This is a genomic window from Vibrio sp. QJM3NY_26, assembly GCF_057786005.1.
In genome coordinates this window covers 944,128-959,728 of the sequence record NZ_CM173516.1, presented here as the reverse complement: position 1 = coordinate 959,728, position 15,601 = coordinate 944,128, and the positions used below count along the sequence as shown (strand labels likewise).

11 protein-coding genes are annotated in these 15,601 nt (G+C 45.4%); 8 read left to right on the top strand and 3 right to left on the bottom strand.

Features of this window, described 5'->3' with window-relative positions; all coding sequences use genetic code 11:
- Positions 1-191 precede the first annotated feature (191 nt).
- Positions 192-536 (bottom strand): DMT family transporter, encoded by a 345-nt coding sequence (locus AC3CH4_RS19585; RefSeq protein ID WP_488544333.1) that lies wholly within the window; start codon positions 534-536, stop codon positions 192-194.
- Between the two features lie 231 nt (positions 537-767).
- Positions 768-2,939: a metallophosphoesterase gene (locus AC3CH4_RS19580; RefSeq protein WP_488544332.1), complete on the bottom strand. Its 2,172-nt coding sequence runs from the start codon at positions 2,937-2,939 to the stop codon at positions 768-770.
- A 510-nt stretch (positions 2,940-3,449) separates the two neighbouring features.
- On the opposite strand from AC3CH4_RS19580, the gene AC3CH4_RS19575 reads away from it, so the two are divergent.
- The 5 genes from AC3CH4_RS19575 (at position 3,450) to AC3CH4_RS19555 (ending at position 7,605) form a co-directional block, all read left to right on the top strand.
- On the top strand, positions 3,450-4,598 hold the full coding sequence (locus tag AC3CH4_RS19575; RefSeq protein ID WP_017064961.1) for an S-(hydroxymethyl)glutathione dehydrogenase/class III alcohol dehydrogenase: 1,149 nt from the start codon (positions 3,450-3,452) through the stop codon (positions 4,596-4,598).
- Positions 4,599-4,751: 153 nt separating this feature from the next.
- Positions 4,752-5,591, top strand: coding sequence for an S-formylglutathione hydrolase (gene fghA, locus AC3CH4_RS19570; RefSeq protein WP_054546233.1), 840 nt, complete (start codon positions 4,752-4,754; stop codon positions 5,589-5,591).
- 161 nt (positions 5,592-5,752) lie between these two features.
- Positions 5,753-6,085 (top strand): DMT family transporter, encoded by a 333-nt coding sequence (locus AC3CH4_RS19565; protein WP_009846216.1) that lies wholly within the window; start codon positions 5,753-5,755, stop codon positions 6,083-6,085.
- A 145-nt stretch (positions 6,086-6,230) separates the two neighbouring features.
- Complete coding sequence (locus AC3CH4_RS19560) at positions 6,231-6,632, top strand: hypothetical protein (RefSeq protein WP_019821298.1); 402 nt, start codon at positions 6,231-6,233, stop codon at positions 6,630-6,632.
- A gap of 235 nt (positions 6,633-6,867) precedes the next feature.
- Complete coding sequence (locus AC3CH4_RS19555) at positions 6,868-7,605, top strand: NUDIX domain-containing protein (RefSeq protein ID WP_054546232.1); 738 nt, start codon at positions 6,868-6,870, stop codon at positions 7,603-7,605.
- A 140-nt stretch (positions 7,606-7,745) separates the two neighbouring features.
- On the opposite strand, the gene exaC is transcribed toward AC3CH4_RS19555, so the two are convergent.
- Positions 7,746-9,266, bottom strand: coding sequence for an acetaldehyde dehydrogenase ExaC (gene exaC, locus AC3CH4_RS19550; RefSeq protein ID WP_016785531.1), 1,521 nt, complete (start codon positions 9,264-9,266; stop codon positions 7,746-7,748).
- A 355-nt stretch (positions 9,267-9,621) separates the two neighbouring features.
- Between exaC and AC3CH4_RS19545 the strand changes: the two genes are divergently transcribed.
- From AC3CH4_RS19545 to AC3CH4_RS19535, 3 genes are all read left to right on the top strand, one after another.
- A complete protein-coding gene (locus tag AC3CH4_RS19545) occupies positions 9,622-11,412 on the top strand; it encodes a sigma-54-dependent Fis family transcriptional regulator (RefSeq protein ID WP_054546231.1) in 1,791 nt (596 codons plus the stop codon).
- Positions 11,413-11,522: 110 nt separating this feature from the next.
- A complete protein-coding gene (locus AC3CH4_RS19540; RefSeq protein WP_054546230.1) occupies positions 11,523-13,016 on the top strand; it encodes a cryptochrome/deoxyribodipyrimidine photo-lyase family protein in 1,494 nt (497 codons plus the stop codon).
- A 378-nt stretch (positions 13,017-13,394) separates the two neighbouring features.
- On the top strand, positions 13,395-15,509 hold the full coding sequence (locus AC3CH4_RS19535; RefSeq protein WP_061021387.1) for a methyl-accepting chemotaxis protein: 2,115 nt from the start codon (positions 13,395-13,397) through the stop codon (positions 15,507-15,509).
- Positions 15,510-15,601: the final 92 nt, after the last annotated feature.

The following is a 15,601-nucleotide window of genomic DNA, read 5'->3' as shown; positions in this document are numbered from 1 at the left end:
GAGTATTCAATCTGTCAAATAAACGGGCAGGGATGTGTAAGTCGAGAATCAACCAACTCGACTATTGAGAAGTTAACTAGGAATAAGTTCTTGAGGGTTAAATTAACAAGTTCAGTAGCTGAAACTCCTGTGTTGCGTACATAACGAGTCACGAAGCTGTGTCCCCCTCACGCATAACACAACTAGCTCCCCTAATGACTCACCGAAGTCGAAAACAGGTTGATAATCACGACGCCAGACAGAATCAAAGCGATGCCAATGATCGCGAAGATATCGAGTTTTTGCCCGTAGACCAGCCAAGACAAAGCTGCGACTAGCACTATCCCTGCCCCACACCAAATCGCATACGCCACACCCAAAGACATGGTTTGCACTGTGAGAGACAACAGATAAAAGGCACAACCGTAGCTAGCCAATACCGCAGCAGTGGCCGGTAGAGAAGTAAACTGCTGTGTTTTAGGTAATAGAGAAGTTGCGACAACTTCAAGCACAATGGCAAGTGACAGCATCACTGGAGGAGGGAGAGATAAAAGCATGTTTGAGTCCACAACAATAAAATACGGCGCTCAGAATATTGTAGTTTTATTTCCAATTCATGCGATTTTCAGTAAGCAATTATTATGACATACCCTAAAAAGCCTTGAGTGTAATCCTCGATTGAAGTTTCTCTACAGACAAACAAAAAGGACCCACGAATTCATCTTTAGTGGGTCCTGCTTTAATCCAATGATCTAGAAACCTAGTCAGCTATAACAAAGCAATGAAACTTAGTTTGCTGACGTAGAGCCTCTTAAAATATCGCGCTTAACTTCACCTTTCAGATCCGTCAAAGTTTGTTGGTCGATATCAATCAAGAAGTGATCACTCGCTTGACCTGTTGCGAATTTTTCAAGAATCACGAACAAGCTGCCGAAACGTGAACGGAACACTTCACCAACGGTATATTGGCCAAGGTCACCCAGTTCAGAATCCACCGTGCCATCAAACTCTGAAAGCTCTCGGCTTAGCAACTCGTATTGGCGCAGTTGTGTTTCACCGATATCACGGAACGCCAGTTCGTCTGCATTACGTAGTCGGTAGAAGTCGGTTGCAAGAGTTTCACCTTCCCATGTTACGAAGTCTTCAAGCACTAGACCTTCTTGAGATGCAATAGCGTCAGCTTCAACTTTCGCTGCTTGCCAGTCTTGTTTAAATTGCTCGTAGTCTTCTACACCATTTGCAACACAACCCTCGACTGGATAATTCATTTCATCAGCTAGCTGACAAACCGTAAAATTGGTTTCTAGCTGAGACATGATCATCATATCTTCACCGTTCATGCGCATGATCATTTCACGCATTTCGATTGGCCAATCACTAGGAAGGAAACGCAGACGCGTTAACTCACGGATATGCCAATCAGTCAGTTCGTAGTAGCTCTCTGAATCCAAAATATCTTTGTTCCAGATTTTCGCTTGTGCTTCCGGGTCTCCGATTGCAGCTTGAGTAAGATATTCATGCTCTTCTTCATAGTGACTGAATAGCTCGTTGTAACGTTTAACTTGATCGATAACGACGGTTTCAACTTCGATTTGGTTATCCGGGCGAATGTTCAGCAGCTTGTAAGCTGGGATGTAACCCGCTAGCGATGGCGCTTGGATGTTGAAGAGTGTGTGTTGAACACCATCAATATTGAAGCTCTTCTTACCCGTATCATTAAAGTGCATGTGACCGCCAACGTGAATGTTTAAACCAGTCGCTGCCAATGCTCGGCTGGTATTGTCATCTGGTTCACGAGCCAATTGATGGCTTCCTTCTCCAAACAAGTCTTCAATCTCTTCAGAGGCACCGTTGTAGAAATCGGTCATTGGGAAGTGTGAGAAAGAGACCAGAGTCTTATTCTGTTCTTTCGCTGCTTTTACTACATCAGAGATCCAATCGATCACGTGTTCTTTGTGAGTGAGCATCATGTTGTAGCCAGCACTGCTTGAGCCATCAAACGTATTTCCATCTAAAGAACTATCAGCCGAACCTTCTTGGGGGCGATAAACATTCGCGTCGATTGCCAACAACCAAAGTCCTTTCACAGGCTCTACTAAGTAGCTGGTATCAGGCACTTCAGAACAGCTTGAGTAACCGCTCTCTTTGTAACTGCCTCCAGTGCCTTCGTAACAGATCTCGTACATACGCTTGTCAAAGGCCGCTTCTTCTTTAGCTAAGTCATAGCTGTAGTTAGCACGAGCTTGGTCACTACTGTAAGGCGTTTCAAAGTAGAGATAATCTTGCTGAGGATAGAAACCGTGAGTACCAAGGATACTCATGATCTCTTCATAACCCCATTCACGCACTTCTTCAGTACAAATGGTATCGAGGTTGTCACCGGCTCCAGGAATGGTTGTCCACTCATCTTCATAGCCAACACACTCTTCTTTACCGCGACTATAAATACGTTGGTTCTTGCCCCCTTCACCTAAAAAGTCGGACTTACCCGCAGGGATAGTAAATGGCCTCACTGGATCGTGGTTGCCAGGTGCTGCAAAAAACTCAAGGCCGTACGTGTCGCGGTAGTGATCAAAAATGCTTACTAAACCACGCATATGAATGGGTTGGCCGTCATCACTGAAGTCACCCGGCAGGGCTACGTACTTCACGCCACGCTCAACCACATCATCTAGCGCCGCAATCATCGCGAAGTAGTTTTCGTTGAATAGACGAGTAGAGTTCATCTGAGACTCCATCGTTCTGATCGTTGCATTCTTACCACTGATTGCATTCGGCAACCCTGCGAACGAGCCGTCCTGAAAATCACCGTAAACATCATGGAAATGGATATCAGGCATGAACGCCACTTGCACTGCGCTATCCATATTGCCGCTGTCATCACTTGGCGAACTTGAATTGCAACCAACCAGAGCTGCTGCTATCAAGCCTGAAAGTACGGTCAATGTACTCTTTTTCATTTTCTCTTCCCAAAAAGTTAGAACTCAAAATTTGGCGAGGAGATTAGGTGAGTAAAATGACACTATTGTTTCTGATATCTTACAAAACGTCGTATGCAGAGTTCTTATGCGACATTGCTTCAATCATTAAAATTCAATTAGTTAGTAACTATTATAAGTATTGATAACTCTATCGTAGGAATCAGTTATTAATATATAAGCTGCCATAACACAACCACTCAAACATCAATGATAACTATGCATTCAGACTATTTGGATAAGTAGCCCTCCATCAAAACCCGACTCGATCTGAATAAAGTAATTACTGGGAACGCAGAGCAGATCTTTATACTAACTATTACAAATACGTAATAATCATTTTCAATTTAAGGGGATTATCAAAACTCATGCTCACACCTATACTAGCTCCAACAAAACGAGAGAGCGGAAACAATTAAGCTCAACTACTCTTAACGGGTTGAAGCTAATTGCACAGTTATCCGCTGTACTGACATATATAGGAAGCATCCAATGACAATCGAAATTAAACCTGGTCAAACTCATATCAAATCAAAAGCAATGGTTGCATGGGCAGCTGGCGAGCCACTAAAAATGGAAGAAGTAGATGTACAACTTCCTAAAGCGGGTGAGGTTCTAGTTCGCATCGTTGCTACTGGTGTTTGTCACACTGACGCATTCACATTATCAGGTGACGATCCAGAAGGTATCTTCCCTTCAATCCTTGGTCACGAAGGTGGCGGCATCGTTGAGATGATCGGCGAAGGCGTGACAAGTGTTGAGATTGGCGACCACGTTATCCCACTTTACACAGCTGAATGTGGCGAATGTAAGTTCTGTAAATCTGGTAAAACTAACCTATGCCAAGCGGTTCGTGAAACGCAAGGCAAAGGCCTAATGCCAGATGGTACAAGCCGCTTCTCTATCAATGGCGAAACAATTTTCCATTACATGGGTTGCTCTACTTTCTCTGAGTACACAGTACTTCCAGAAATCTCTCTAGCGAAAGTAAGCAAAGAAGCGCCACTTGAAGAAGTTTGTCTTCTAGGTTGTGGTGTAACAACAGGTATGGGCGCGGTATTGAACACTGCTAAAGTTGAAAAAGGCGACAACGTTGCTGTATTCGGCCTAGGTGGTATCGGTCTATCTGCAATCATTGGTGCTCGCATGGCTGGTGCTGACCGCATCATCGGTGTAGATATCAACGAGAGCAAATTCGAGCTAGCAAAACAACTTGGCGCGACTGACTGCATCAACCCAACTAAATTCGACAAACCAATCCAAGACGTTATCGTTGAGATGACAGACGGCGGTGTTGAGTACTCTTTCGAGTGTATCGGTAACGTAAACGTAATGCGTCAAGCACTTGAGTGCTGTCACAAAGGTTGGGGCGAATCTGTAATCATTGGTGTGGCGGGTGCAGGTCAAGAGATCGCAACTCGTCCATTCCAACTAGTGACTGGTCGTGTATGGCGTGGTTCTGCTTTCGGTGGTGTTAAAGGCCGCTCTGAGCTTCCAGAAATCGTTAACCGTTACATGGCGGGTGAATTTGGTCTTCAAGAGTTCATCACTCACACTATGGGTCTGCAAGACGTAAACGAAGCATTCGACCTAATGCACAAAGGTGAATCTATCCGTACTGTTCTACACATGGATAAGTAATTCTCCTTGGCCTCGGCACTTAGGTGTCGAGGCCAAAGTTATAAATGAAAAGCAACAAACTGTCTTCACCACCTCCTGCCCGGTGGGTGGTGAAACTTTAGATGATATAGACATGTTATTCCCCAAAACCATCAACCTAACGGAGCACAATAGATGACAATCGAAAACATTAGCCAAGCAAAGGTTGCTGGTGGTTGGCACAAACAATACACCCACTTTTCTGCAACGCTTGACTGCAACATGCGTTTTGCGATTTTCTTGCCGCCTAACGCAAGCAAAGAAAACCCAGTTCCTGTTTTGTATTGGTTATCAGGCTTAACCTGTACCGATGAAAACTTCATGCAAAAAGCCGGCGCGTTCAAAGCTGCGGCTGAGCAAGGCATCGCGATTGTTGCCCCAGATACAAGCCCGCGCGGCGAAGGCGTTGCCGACAATGAAAGTTACGATCTCGGCCAAGGTGCAGGCTTCTATGTGAATGCCACTCAAGCACCATGGGACAGCCATTACCACATGTACGATTACGTGGTAACAGAGCTCCCAGCTTTGATTGAATCTTTCTTCCCAGTAACGTCTGTGAAATCCATTTCAGGTCACAGCATGGGCGGACACGGTGCCCTAACGATTGGTATCAAAAACGAAGATAGCTACCGTTCTATCTCGGCATTCAGCCCAATCACCAACCCAATGCAATGCCCTTGGGGACAAAAAGCCTTCAACCAATACCTAGGCTTAGATATTGAAGAGTGGAAACACTACGATGCCTCTGAGCTTCTAAAAACCAAAGGCACTAAACTGCCAATGTTGGTTGACCAAGGCGAAGCCGATAACTTCCTGATTGAGCAACTTAAGCCTGAACAATTAGTCGAAGCAGCTAAGGTAACCAATGCCGATTTAGATCTACGTATGCAGCCAGGTTACGACCATAGCTACTTCTTCATCTCTAGCTTTATTGATGAGCACATTGAGTTCCACGCAGCTTATCTGAACAAGTAGTCACACCGATTTAGCCCACACCTTGCAAAAGCGTGAGGTGTGGGCTTTTTTGTGCCTGCTATTTAGGCGAGCCCACTGTAACTCAATAGCAGCAACAACGATTCACTCTTTCAAACACCTCGCTATACCAACAAAAAACAATACAACTAAAAGGTACGACTATGAGCTGGTTTTTCTTAATGATGGGCGTGATGGCGGAAGCACTTTCTCACGTAGCACTTAAAGCAACCGACGGTTTCAGTTTGTCTAAACCCATCCCTGCTCTATTGGTGATTTCAGGACACTTGGCGGCATTTCTATTTTTGAGCCAAGCCATGAAAGGGATGCCTGTGGGTGTGGTTCACTCTTTATGGGCGGGTTTGGCTATCGTAACCGTGAGCCTGATTTCTACGTTCGTTTACCGCCAACACCTCGATACCATGGTGTGGATCGGCATGTTATTTGTGGCGGCAGGTGTTGTGATGATCAATCTATCTCAAGGTCACTCGCACTAGTGTAGATAATGACTTATGAACAGTGTGTCAATTCATTCAAACTTCCTAACAGACAGGTGTCGCCTTCACTTATTCATACTCTTACAATCAACAAATCAAACCTGTTACCATAGCGTCTTCAACATCACCTATTTTGAAGGTTGCTATGAAAGCAATTAAGACTCTTTTCTTCCTGATGGTTTTATTGAGCGGTCTGTTTACCGCTTGGCTGTTTATCCCGATTCCAGCGACCATGGACAAGCAAACGCTCGACGTTCCATTAACGGAACCATTCAAGCTTGTGGCGTACCGCAGCAACCCGAATGATGCGAGCAAGCCGCTGACCTACCACTACTATGTGATTTCTGATGTGGTTGGCGTAGATGACATGGACCCGTTTTTGATTACCACAGACCAGTTCGTAAAACTTGGTGAGTTCGATGAGAACACGTTCAATTTAACGGTTAACGGTAAGATCGAGAGCTACACCAACGATTTGTGGATCAAAAAATCTGACGGCAAACTTCAGCACTGGTACGTAAGTGTTGATGCAAACTATATTCGTTAGAGTCGAATCCCAATAGACCCTATTTTAAAACTGCGCTTTGGCTTCCAAGCGCAGTTTTTGTTTCTAGCGCAATTTTTGTTTCAAGCCGCCCGCTTTACACTCTCCCTCACTTTTTACCCACCACTGCCGTACTCTTAAAATGCTACAAGCAGAGCAGGTTTTATAAGCTCTTAAGATAAGATAAGCTCCACCTATACTCGACTCCCAATAAATCAAAAATAATAAAGGATCACCCGTGGAATTTACGCTCGACAAATTTAACGGCATCATCATAGACCCAGCAACTGCCCCTCACGATGCTGATTCATTCAATGCCGAACTCAGCGAGATCACCGAATTTTCAAATCAGAATAACAAAGGCATCATTTGGATTAGCTTGCCTATTTCACTCTCGCACCTTATTCCGGTGGCGACTGAGCTTGGCTTCGTGTTTCACAACTGCTTAGAAGACGAGATTACGCTGATTCATAAATCCGAGATTGTAGAATTTGTGCCTTTCATTCCGACCCACACCTTGGGCGCTGGCGCGTTGATCACCAACGAACACAACCAAGTGCTGATGATCAAAGAGCATGGCATGACAGGCTACAAATTACCTGGCGGCCACATTGAACTTGGCGAGGGTATTGAAGAGTCTGTGGTTCGAGAAACATTAGAAGAGACAGGTATCGAAGCCACGTTCGTTTCAGTGGTTGGCATGGCGACAAGGCACCCGTATCAATTCGGCAAATCAAACCTCTACTTTATTTGCCACCTGATAGCTCAAACCCAAGAGATCGCAATTCAAGACACTGATGAAATTGCAGAAGCTAAATGGATTGATGTTGAAGAGTATATTAACAACCCCGACAGCTACCCGTTTAACCGCCAGTTAGTCGGCTCTTTGATAGGCAAACAAGGATTAGAGCTTACCCAACTAGAAGGCAACTATGGCCCTGTCCACAAGCCAGAGATCTTCTTTTCACAAAGCTAGAACGATTCAGACATAAAAACGCCCAACTCAAATGAGTTGGGCGTTTTGGTTTCTAGCTTTTGTTCTTGATTAAGCCGACTGCGTTGTTAGTTATTCTTTGTACCTATGATTCATTCTCATACTTTTAAAACGAATCTGTATTAAAAGAAGCCTAACGGATTAGTATCGTAGCTGATCAACAGGTTCTTAGTATTTTGGTAGTGATCGAGCATCATTTTATGTGTCTCACGACCAATGCCTGATTTCTTGTAACCACCGAACGCGGCATGTGCTGGATAAGCGTGGTAACAGTTCACCCAAATACGCCCCGCTTCGATGTTACGTCCCATGCGATACGCTAGGTTTGCATCACGCGTCCACACACCTGCACCCAAGCCATATTCGGTGTCATTGGCAATTTCTAGTGCTTCCGCTTCATCTTTAAACGTCGTTACTGCGATAACAGGGCCGAAGATCTCTTCTTGGAATACACGCATCTTGTTGTGCCCTTCCAGCATGGTTGGCTGAATGTAGTAACCGTTGCCGAGATCATCTGGTTGCTGCGCGATTTCACCACCTGTTAGCACTTTCGCACCTTCTTGACGACCGATTTCTAGGTAGCTAAGAATCTTATCGAACTGTTCTTTAGAGGCTTGTGCGCCAACCTGCGTATCAGTATCTAACGGGTTACCTTGTTTAATAGTTTGAGCACGCTCGACCACCTTGGCGATGAACTTGTCGTACACCGATTCATGGATCAACACACGTGATGGACAAGTACACACTTCACCTTGGTTGAAGAACGCAAGCAGCATGCCTTCGACACACTTATCGAGGTATTCGTCTTCATGGTTAAAGATATCTGGGAAATAGATGTTTGGAGACTTACCGCCAAGCTCAACCGTTGATGGAATCAAGCTTTCTGCGGCACATTTCAGAATATGATGTCCAACTTCAGTTGAGCCAGTAAACGCCAACTTAGCCAAACGATCGCTAGTTGCTAATGCTTGGCCTGCTTCGCTACCAAAACCATTCACGATGTTGACGACGCCTGCAGGTAGAAGATCGGCGATCTTCTCCATCATCACCAAAATCGATGTCGGTGTTTGTTCGGCGGGTTTCATCACCACACAACAGCCCGCTGCCAGCGCTGGTGCCAGTTTCCAAGCTGCCATTAAAATCGGGAAGTTCCAAGGAATGATCTGCCCCACCACACCAATAGGTTCTGGGAAGTGGTAGCTTGCGGTGTTTGAATCTAGCTCTGCTGCGCTGCCTTCTTGCGCTCGAATACAACCCGCAAAGTAACGGAAGTGATCGACAACCAAAGGAATGTCTGCTGCTAAGGTTTCACGCACAGGCTTGCCGTTTTCCCACGTCTCGGCGACTGCGATTTCTTCAAGGTTTGCTTCAATGCGGTCGGCAATTTTAAGCAGGATGTTGGAGCGCTCAGTCACACTGGTCGAAGCCCAACTAGCACGAGCAGCATGCGCGGCATCAAGTGCCAAGCTAATGTCCGCCTCGGTTGAACGCGCCACTTGGCAATACACCTGACCATTCACTGGGGAAGTGTTATCAAAATACTCGCCGCTGACAGGCTTCACCCACTCGCCACCGATAAAATTATCGTATTGCGCTTTAAAGTTAACCACTGCGTTATCACTACCCGGCTGTGCGTAAATCATAGTTAGATCCTTCTTAGATTTTTAGTCGTTGTTTATTCGTTATTGAGCTTATGTTGTCGAGCTAGCATGGTGGCTTCCCTTGAGAACAGATCTCGTGAGAAGAAAGCTCGTAAGAAGAGAGCCACCATGTTTATGCTTTCTGTTTAAAACACTGATACTTCGTGTTTTCTTCACAACAGTAACAACGCAAATCACACGCCAGAACTTCAAAACTTGTTGTTAATAAATTGTAAAACTATGATTACCAAACGTTTACAACCCAAAGTGAGTTGGCATTGAACGGACGTATGGAAACCACTCCAGTGTTCAACTGTTCCAAATTGGTACACCCTCACTGTTACGACATGGAACAGTCATGCACCTTCAACAAGCAAACACCTCAGATTGGCTTTCGTCTTCTTGGCACCGCAGCACAGAAGCGGGTCTAAAACAGAGACGACTTCCCGAAGACATTCGCCTGCCACAATCGATACTTAAACAGCGACGTCATCAATCGGCTGACTTGATCCACATCGTCGAACGCAATGCGCTACCTCTGTTTAATCAGATGTTTGCACGCACTGACAGTCGTTTGATTCTGACCGATATTGAGGGCGTCATTCTGGCAAGTTGGGGACAGGAGCGGTTTAAGGAGAAACTGACATCAATTGCACTCAGCTCAGGAGCGTGTTGGCAGGAGCAACTGAAAGGCACCAACGCGATTGGCACCGCCATTGTTGAAGCGAAAGCAGTATCCATCATTGGCGAACAACACTTCATCCACCAGCATCGATTTATCAGTTGTTCAGCAAGCCCAGTGTTTGATCATCAAGGGCAAATGGTTGGCATATTAGACATTACTAGCGAGCAGCAACAACACGACAGTTCCGTACAATTGCTGGTTCAAAATATGGTTCAGCTTGTTGAAAACCAGCTACTGAGTCATATCCCGCAAGGCACTACTCGAATCGACCTCGCATGTGAGAAATCGTTGCTGTACAGTGGTTGGCAAGGAATTGTGATAGCCAACGAAGCCGGAGAAGTGGTAGCGCACAATCAAGTCGCCTCTCAACTGTTGGATCAAACCTCGATCGTTGGCGAATGCATCGATACTCTCTTCAATCGAACCTCATTGGACACGCCCTTTGTATTTGAGAAGCAACACCTCAAGCAACCAACCACCAAATGCACGCGCTCCATTTCAGCATCGTGTGATCTGCACCATGGCGAACAACAAATTGAACACGCTTGGCAACAAGCCAATAAGGTTATCGATAAAGGGATCAGCCTATTAATTCTAGGAGAAACAGGGGTCGGCAAAGGAGAGTTTGTTAAAGCGTTACACAAGCAAAGCCAGCGTAAATCGTCGCCCTTAGTTGCGGTGAACTGCGGTGCACTACCGAAAGATCTTATTGAATCCGAACTGTTTGGTTACGCACCGGGCGCTTTTACGGGCGCAAGCCACAAAGGATTCCAAGGTAAGATCCGTCAAGCAGATAAAGGTATTCTATTTCTTGATGAGATTGCCGACATGCCATTAGAGGCTCAGTGCCGACTACTGCATGTTCTGCAAGACAAATCCGTGGTGCCGGTTGGTTCCAATCAAAGCTATCAAGTCGATTGCCAGATCATCGCTGCCACACATAAAAACTTAGAGCAGTTAGTCGCAACTGGAGAATTTCGACAAGATCTCTTTTATCGCCTAAATGGCTTAGCCTTCACTTTACCAAGCCTGCAACACCGACAAGATAAGCATGCCTTAATCGAGCACATTCACCGTAAATACGCTGAGGATGAGCAGACAATATGCCCGCACTTAATGAGCTTACTGTGCGCCTATTCATGGCCCGGTAATATCCGCGAATTAGACAACTTACTTAAAGTTGCTGCTCTATTGGCAAGTGATGAACCACAACTCACGCTAGAACATGTACCTAGCCATCTTGCTCAACACCTCACGTCATTAGCGCAAGATGATCATCATAAGTTCATCACAACCAATGCTATCGAAGGTAGGCCAAAGTCCGATTTAAAAAGCACCGTTGAAGATACCTTGCTGCAAACCTATCAAGCTAACCAAGGCAATATCAGCAAGACATCGCGAATACTCGGCATCAGCCGCAATACCATTTATCGAAAGCTGAAAAGCTTGGGGATTCTCCAGTAATCACCAATGACGATCCCAGCCTGCCCTTTCGTTATCAATAAATAAAATTCACTTCCAGTGAGACATTTTGCCCTCTAACTCGTAGTGCTTGAAAACGAAAGAGGGCTCAGATGCAAACAATCAACATAGTGTGGCTAAAGCGCGATTTAAGACTCACCGACCACGCACCTTTACTACACGCTTTATCAGATAAGCACCCAACGATATTGCTCTACATTTTCGAACCCATGCTGCTAAACAATGCCCACTATTCTGAGCGACATTGGAGATTTGTCTGGCAGTCACTGCAATGCATGAACCAGTCGTTGAAAGAGCATGGACATCAGATTTCAATACTTCATGGCAGTGCTATGGACTGCTTCGAAGCGATCCAATCTCGTTACCACATCAAAAACGTATTCTCTCATCAAGAGATAGGCCTCAATTGTACTTTCGAACGTGACAAGCAAACCTCTGACTGGTTTCAAGAGCACAACATTCATTGGCAAGAGTTCGCACAGGGCGCTGTCGTGAGAGGGTCAAAAGATCGAATCGGTTGGGACAAGCACTGGAACAGTGTCATGCGTAATCCCATACCAGAAATTCAATTGACCACGGAATCACTACATACCCTTGATGCTGAAGAGCTTGAGTTGGCAATGGAACCTCCACAAGCATGGTTAACCAAAGGTAACGGCATTCAAACGGGCGGAAGTGCATTGGCATGGGCAACGTTACACGACTTCTTTGAGCGCCGTGGTAGAGATTACTACCGCAGCATCTCAAGCCCAGAAGCTTCACGACATGCCTGTACACGTCTATCCCCATATTTGGCTTGGGGCAATATATCCCTGCGTGAAGTTTATCAACATCTATTGGGACACTGGCAAGTTGCAGGGTTTCGTCGCAGCTTGATCGCGCTCTCTTCAAGGCTTCATTGGCACTGTCATTTCATGCAGAAATTTGAATCGGAATGCGATATGGAATTTCGCTGCATCAATCACGCCTACGAAGCACTATTACAGAATGAAACGGTAAAAGAACCAGCAAGTTTGGAGGCATGGAAGATGGGACTAACGGGCGTGCCCTTAGTCGACGCCTGTATGCGCTGCCTACATCATACGGGTTATATTAATTTTCGTATGCGCTCTATGTTGGTGAGCTTTCTAACGCATCATATGAATATGGACTGGCGTGATGGTGTCACTCACTTAGCGCAGCTGTTTCTCGATTTTGAACCCGGTATTCATTACCCACAGTTTCAAATGCAAGCAGGGGTAACAGGGATAAACACTATCCGAATTTACAATCCGACCAAGCAAGCGCAAGAACACGACTCTGATGGAGACTTCATCCGAAAATGGGTGCCAGAGCTTTCAGACATTCCTACCCCACTTCTGTTTGAACCATGGAAGATGACACCCATGGAGGTGATGATGCAAGATTTCGAATCTAACTCACCCTACTTAGATCCAGTGGTAGATATAGAGGCGAGCGCAAAAGAAGCACGCGTACGTTTATGGTCGTGGCGAAAACTGGCTGAGGTAAAACAAGAACGAAGCCGTATTTTGGCTCGCCATGTCAGGCCGTCGAAGAAGCAAAGCAAATCGACACGGGCGCGCTAATACAACGCGTCCCCTCTTTAAATCACTTATAAAAAGATTAGTAATTCATTAGGTTAAATAAAATTAATTGTGACCGTTGTCATATAATGAGTAATCGATACACGGTCACAAACTAGAAAAGCTGAATCGCAGCCTTAGGAAAACATCAAGCTGTCCTAATTATCATGAACACTAATAAATACATAAGGTTAGCGATTGCTAAATGATGATTTTTATCTTCCTCTAAACGTTGCGACCAAACCCAAAACTACACGTTATGCAATCCTATTTATAATTTTGATCTCCCTATTCTTTTTGTGTTCATTATTCTGAATTTTCCATTCACTTATCTTGTTTAAAATCTCTGTAAAACTACCACTATTTGGTTACAGGGATCTTATGTTTAACAGTATACGTACGCGAATTGCGGTGAGTGCAGGCGGGGCAATGGCTTTCACTCTGTTGATCGCAATGGGCATGACCACCAGCGCCTTTACCGATGTGAACAAACAAGTCACTGAAAAAGTAAAGACGCAGCTGACAGACGCCACAACGACAGATTTGCAAAACACAGCCATTCAACAAGGTTTGAACATTGCTAACCAACTTGATCCTGTACTAGCAAACCTTAAGCAAGCACGTTCCATTATTGAGTTAAGTTCAGAAACCAACGCAAGCGCAGATCTTATCGTTAAACAGTTTACTGCCGCCTTGGAAGCACAAAACAAAGCTGTATTTGCTGGCTACATGGTGTGGGAGAACAAGACTTGGCCACAACAAACCGATCTGAATAACGAAATCAGCTTGGACACCGAATTAGGTTTTAACAGTCAGGGCTACCTTGCGCCTTTCTTCTCTCCAAATGATCAGAACAGCTTTGACGCCGTCGCAATGGAGAGCTTCAGCAATACCGAGCTAAACAGCAACGGTGAGCGCAAAGATGACTGGCACTTAATGCCATACCAAACCGGTAAGACATTTGTGATGGAACCCTATTTCTACCCAGTTCGCGGTAAGCAAGAGCTCATCACTACCATCAGCCAACCAATCAAACAAGACGGGAAAATCATTGGCTCAATTGGTTTTGATTTGTCTTTGTTTGAGCTTCAAAGCCAAAGCGAATTGCTTGCACGTAACTTGTTTGATGGCGAAGGAAAAATCCTTATTACATCATGGAAAGGCATAACTCTCGCCAATAGCCGAGCTGGAAACATGGTGGGTAAAAGAGTCTCTTCTGAATTGGAATCCGAATGGTCGACAATTCAATCTATCGCTAAGCGAGAAGGTGCAGGCCTTGTTAATTTCGGCGGCGATGAGTACGCAATAACAGCCATTGATACCAGTGATGCGCCATGGGTAGTCATGGTATCCGTTCCCAGTAGTCACCTTACAAAAAGCGTCGACGACTACACGCAATGGAGTGATGCACAGAATTCAAAAGCACTTGAAAAAGGTGTGTGGGCGGGGATCATCGCAGCTATTCTAGGTATTGCCTCAATGGCATTCATTGCCAATTCTCTGGGCAAGGTTCTAAACAATTTAGTAGAGCGCTTTAAAGATGCAGCACAAGGCGAAGGTGACTTAACTTACCGCATTGAAGTGAAAGGAAAAGATGAAACTGCTCAGCTTGCACACTGGTTCAATACCTTCCTATCTCGTATGCAAGAGATGCTACTTACCGTGATGGTAACGGCCGACCAAGTGGATAAAAACGCAACAGAAGGTCAAGCTCGTGCTGAAGTTTCACGTGACCAGTTGAACTCTCAGGTTAACGAGGTGAACTCACTTGCAACCGCGATCAATGAAATGAGTGCAACTGCGCAAGAAGTGGCAAGTTCAGCGGTTCAAGCAGCAGCGGCAGCAAGCCAAGTACAAAGTAATAGCCTCAATGGCATGACACGCATGGACAATGCCGCCAGCGCTGTAGACAGCTTGGCTGTTCAGGTCAATGACGCACAGCAACAAACGCAAAATTTGGTCGATTCGAGTACTGCTATTCAAGGCATCTTGAGCGAGATTGGTGGTATTGCAGAACAAACCAACCTACTTGCGCTCAATGCCGCTATTGAGGCAGCACGTGCGGGTGAAGCGGGACGAGGCTTTGCTGTCGTGGCAGATGAAGTACGTAACCTCGCAAATCGCACTCAAGGCTCGACAGAAGAGATTCGCTCGATGCTGGCTCGCCTAGAGCAAGAGACTCAATCTATCGTGATATTGATGGAGCAAAGCCAGAAGCAAGCGAATGACACCAAAGGCGAAACCCAAGCAGCACATCTCGCCTTGTCGGAAATCAACCAAGCGATTGAAGTGATCAACGACATGAACAATCAGATTGCTTCCGCGGCTGAAGAGCAAAGCTCAGTATCAGAAGAGATTAACCGCAATGTAGTGATCATCAATGACACCGCTGTGGAAGTGATGGGCACCATGACATCATCAGTAGCAATCAGTAATGAGCTGACAGTGAAAGCCGGAGATTTGCACGGTGAGTTAAGCAAGTTCAAGCTTTCTTAATTACCAACAACGTCTCACAATAACTAGGCCGAGAAACACTATGTTTTCGGAGAAACGCGATGTTCTCGGCCTCTTCATTTATTAATTCCCAC

What these genes read in the sequence shown, in the direction of transcription:
- AC3CH4_RS19545 (WP_054546231.1), top strand. Translation starts at nt 9,622, where the DNA reads ATGCACCTTCAACAAGCAAACACCTCAGATTGGCTTTCGTCTTCTTGG.
- AC3CH4_RS19540 (WP_054546230.1), top strand. Translation starts at nt 11,523, where the DNA reads ATGCAAACAATCAACATAGTGTGGCTAAAGCGCGATTTAAGACTCACC.
- AC3CH4_RS19565 (WP_009846216.1), top strand. Translation starts at nt 5,753, where the DNA reads ATGAGCTGGTTTTTCTTAATGATGGGCGTGATGGCGGAAGCACTTTCT.
- exaC (WP_016785531.1), bottom strand. Translation starts at nt 9,266, where the DNA reads ATGATTTACGCACAGCCGGGTAGTGATAACGCAGTGGTTAACTTTAAA.
- AC3CH4_RS19585 (WP_488544333.1), bottom strand. Translation starts at nt 536, where the DNA reads ATGCTTTTATCTCTCCCTCCTCCAGTGATGCTGTCACTTGCCATTGTG.
- fghA (WP_054546233.1), top strand. Translation starts at nt 4,752, where the DNA reads ATGACAATCGAAAACATTAGCCAAGCAAAGGTTGCTGGTGGTTGGCAC.
- AC3CH4_RS19535 (WP_061021387.1), top strand. Translation starts at nt 13,395, where the DNA reads ATGTTTAACAGTATACGTACGCGAATTGCGGTGAGTGCAGGCGGGGCA.
- AC3CH4_RS19580 (WP_488544332.1), bottom strand. Translation starts at nt 2,939, where the DNA reads ATGAAAAAGAGTACATTGACCGTACTTTCAGGCTTGATAGCAGCAGCT.
- AC3CH4_RS19575 (WP_017064961.1), top strand. Translation starts at nt 3,450, where the DNA reads ATGACAATCGAAATTAAACCTGGTCAAACTCATATCAAATCAAAAGCA.
- AC3CH4_RS19560 (WP_019821298.1), top strand. Translation starts at nt 6,231, where the DNA reads ATGAAAGCAATTAAGACTCTTTTCTTCCTGATGGTTTTATTGAGCGGT.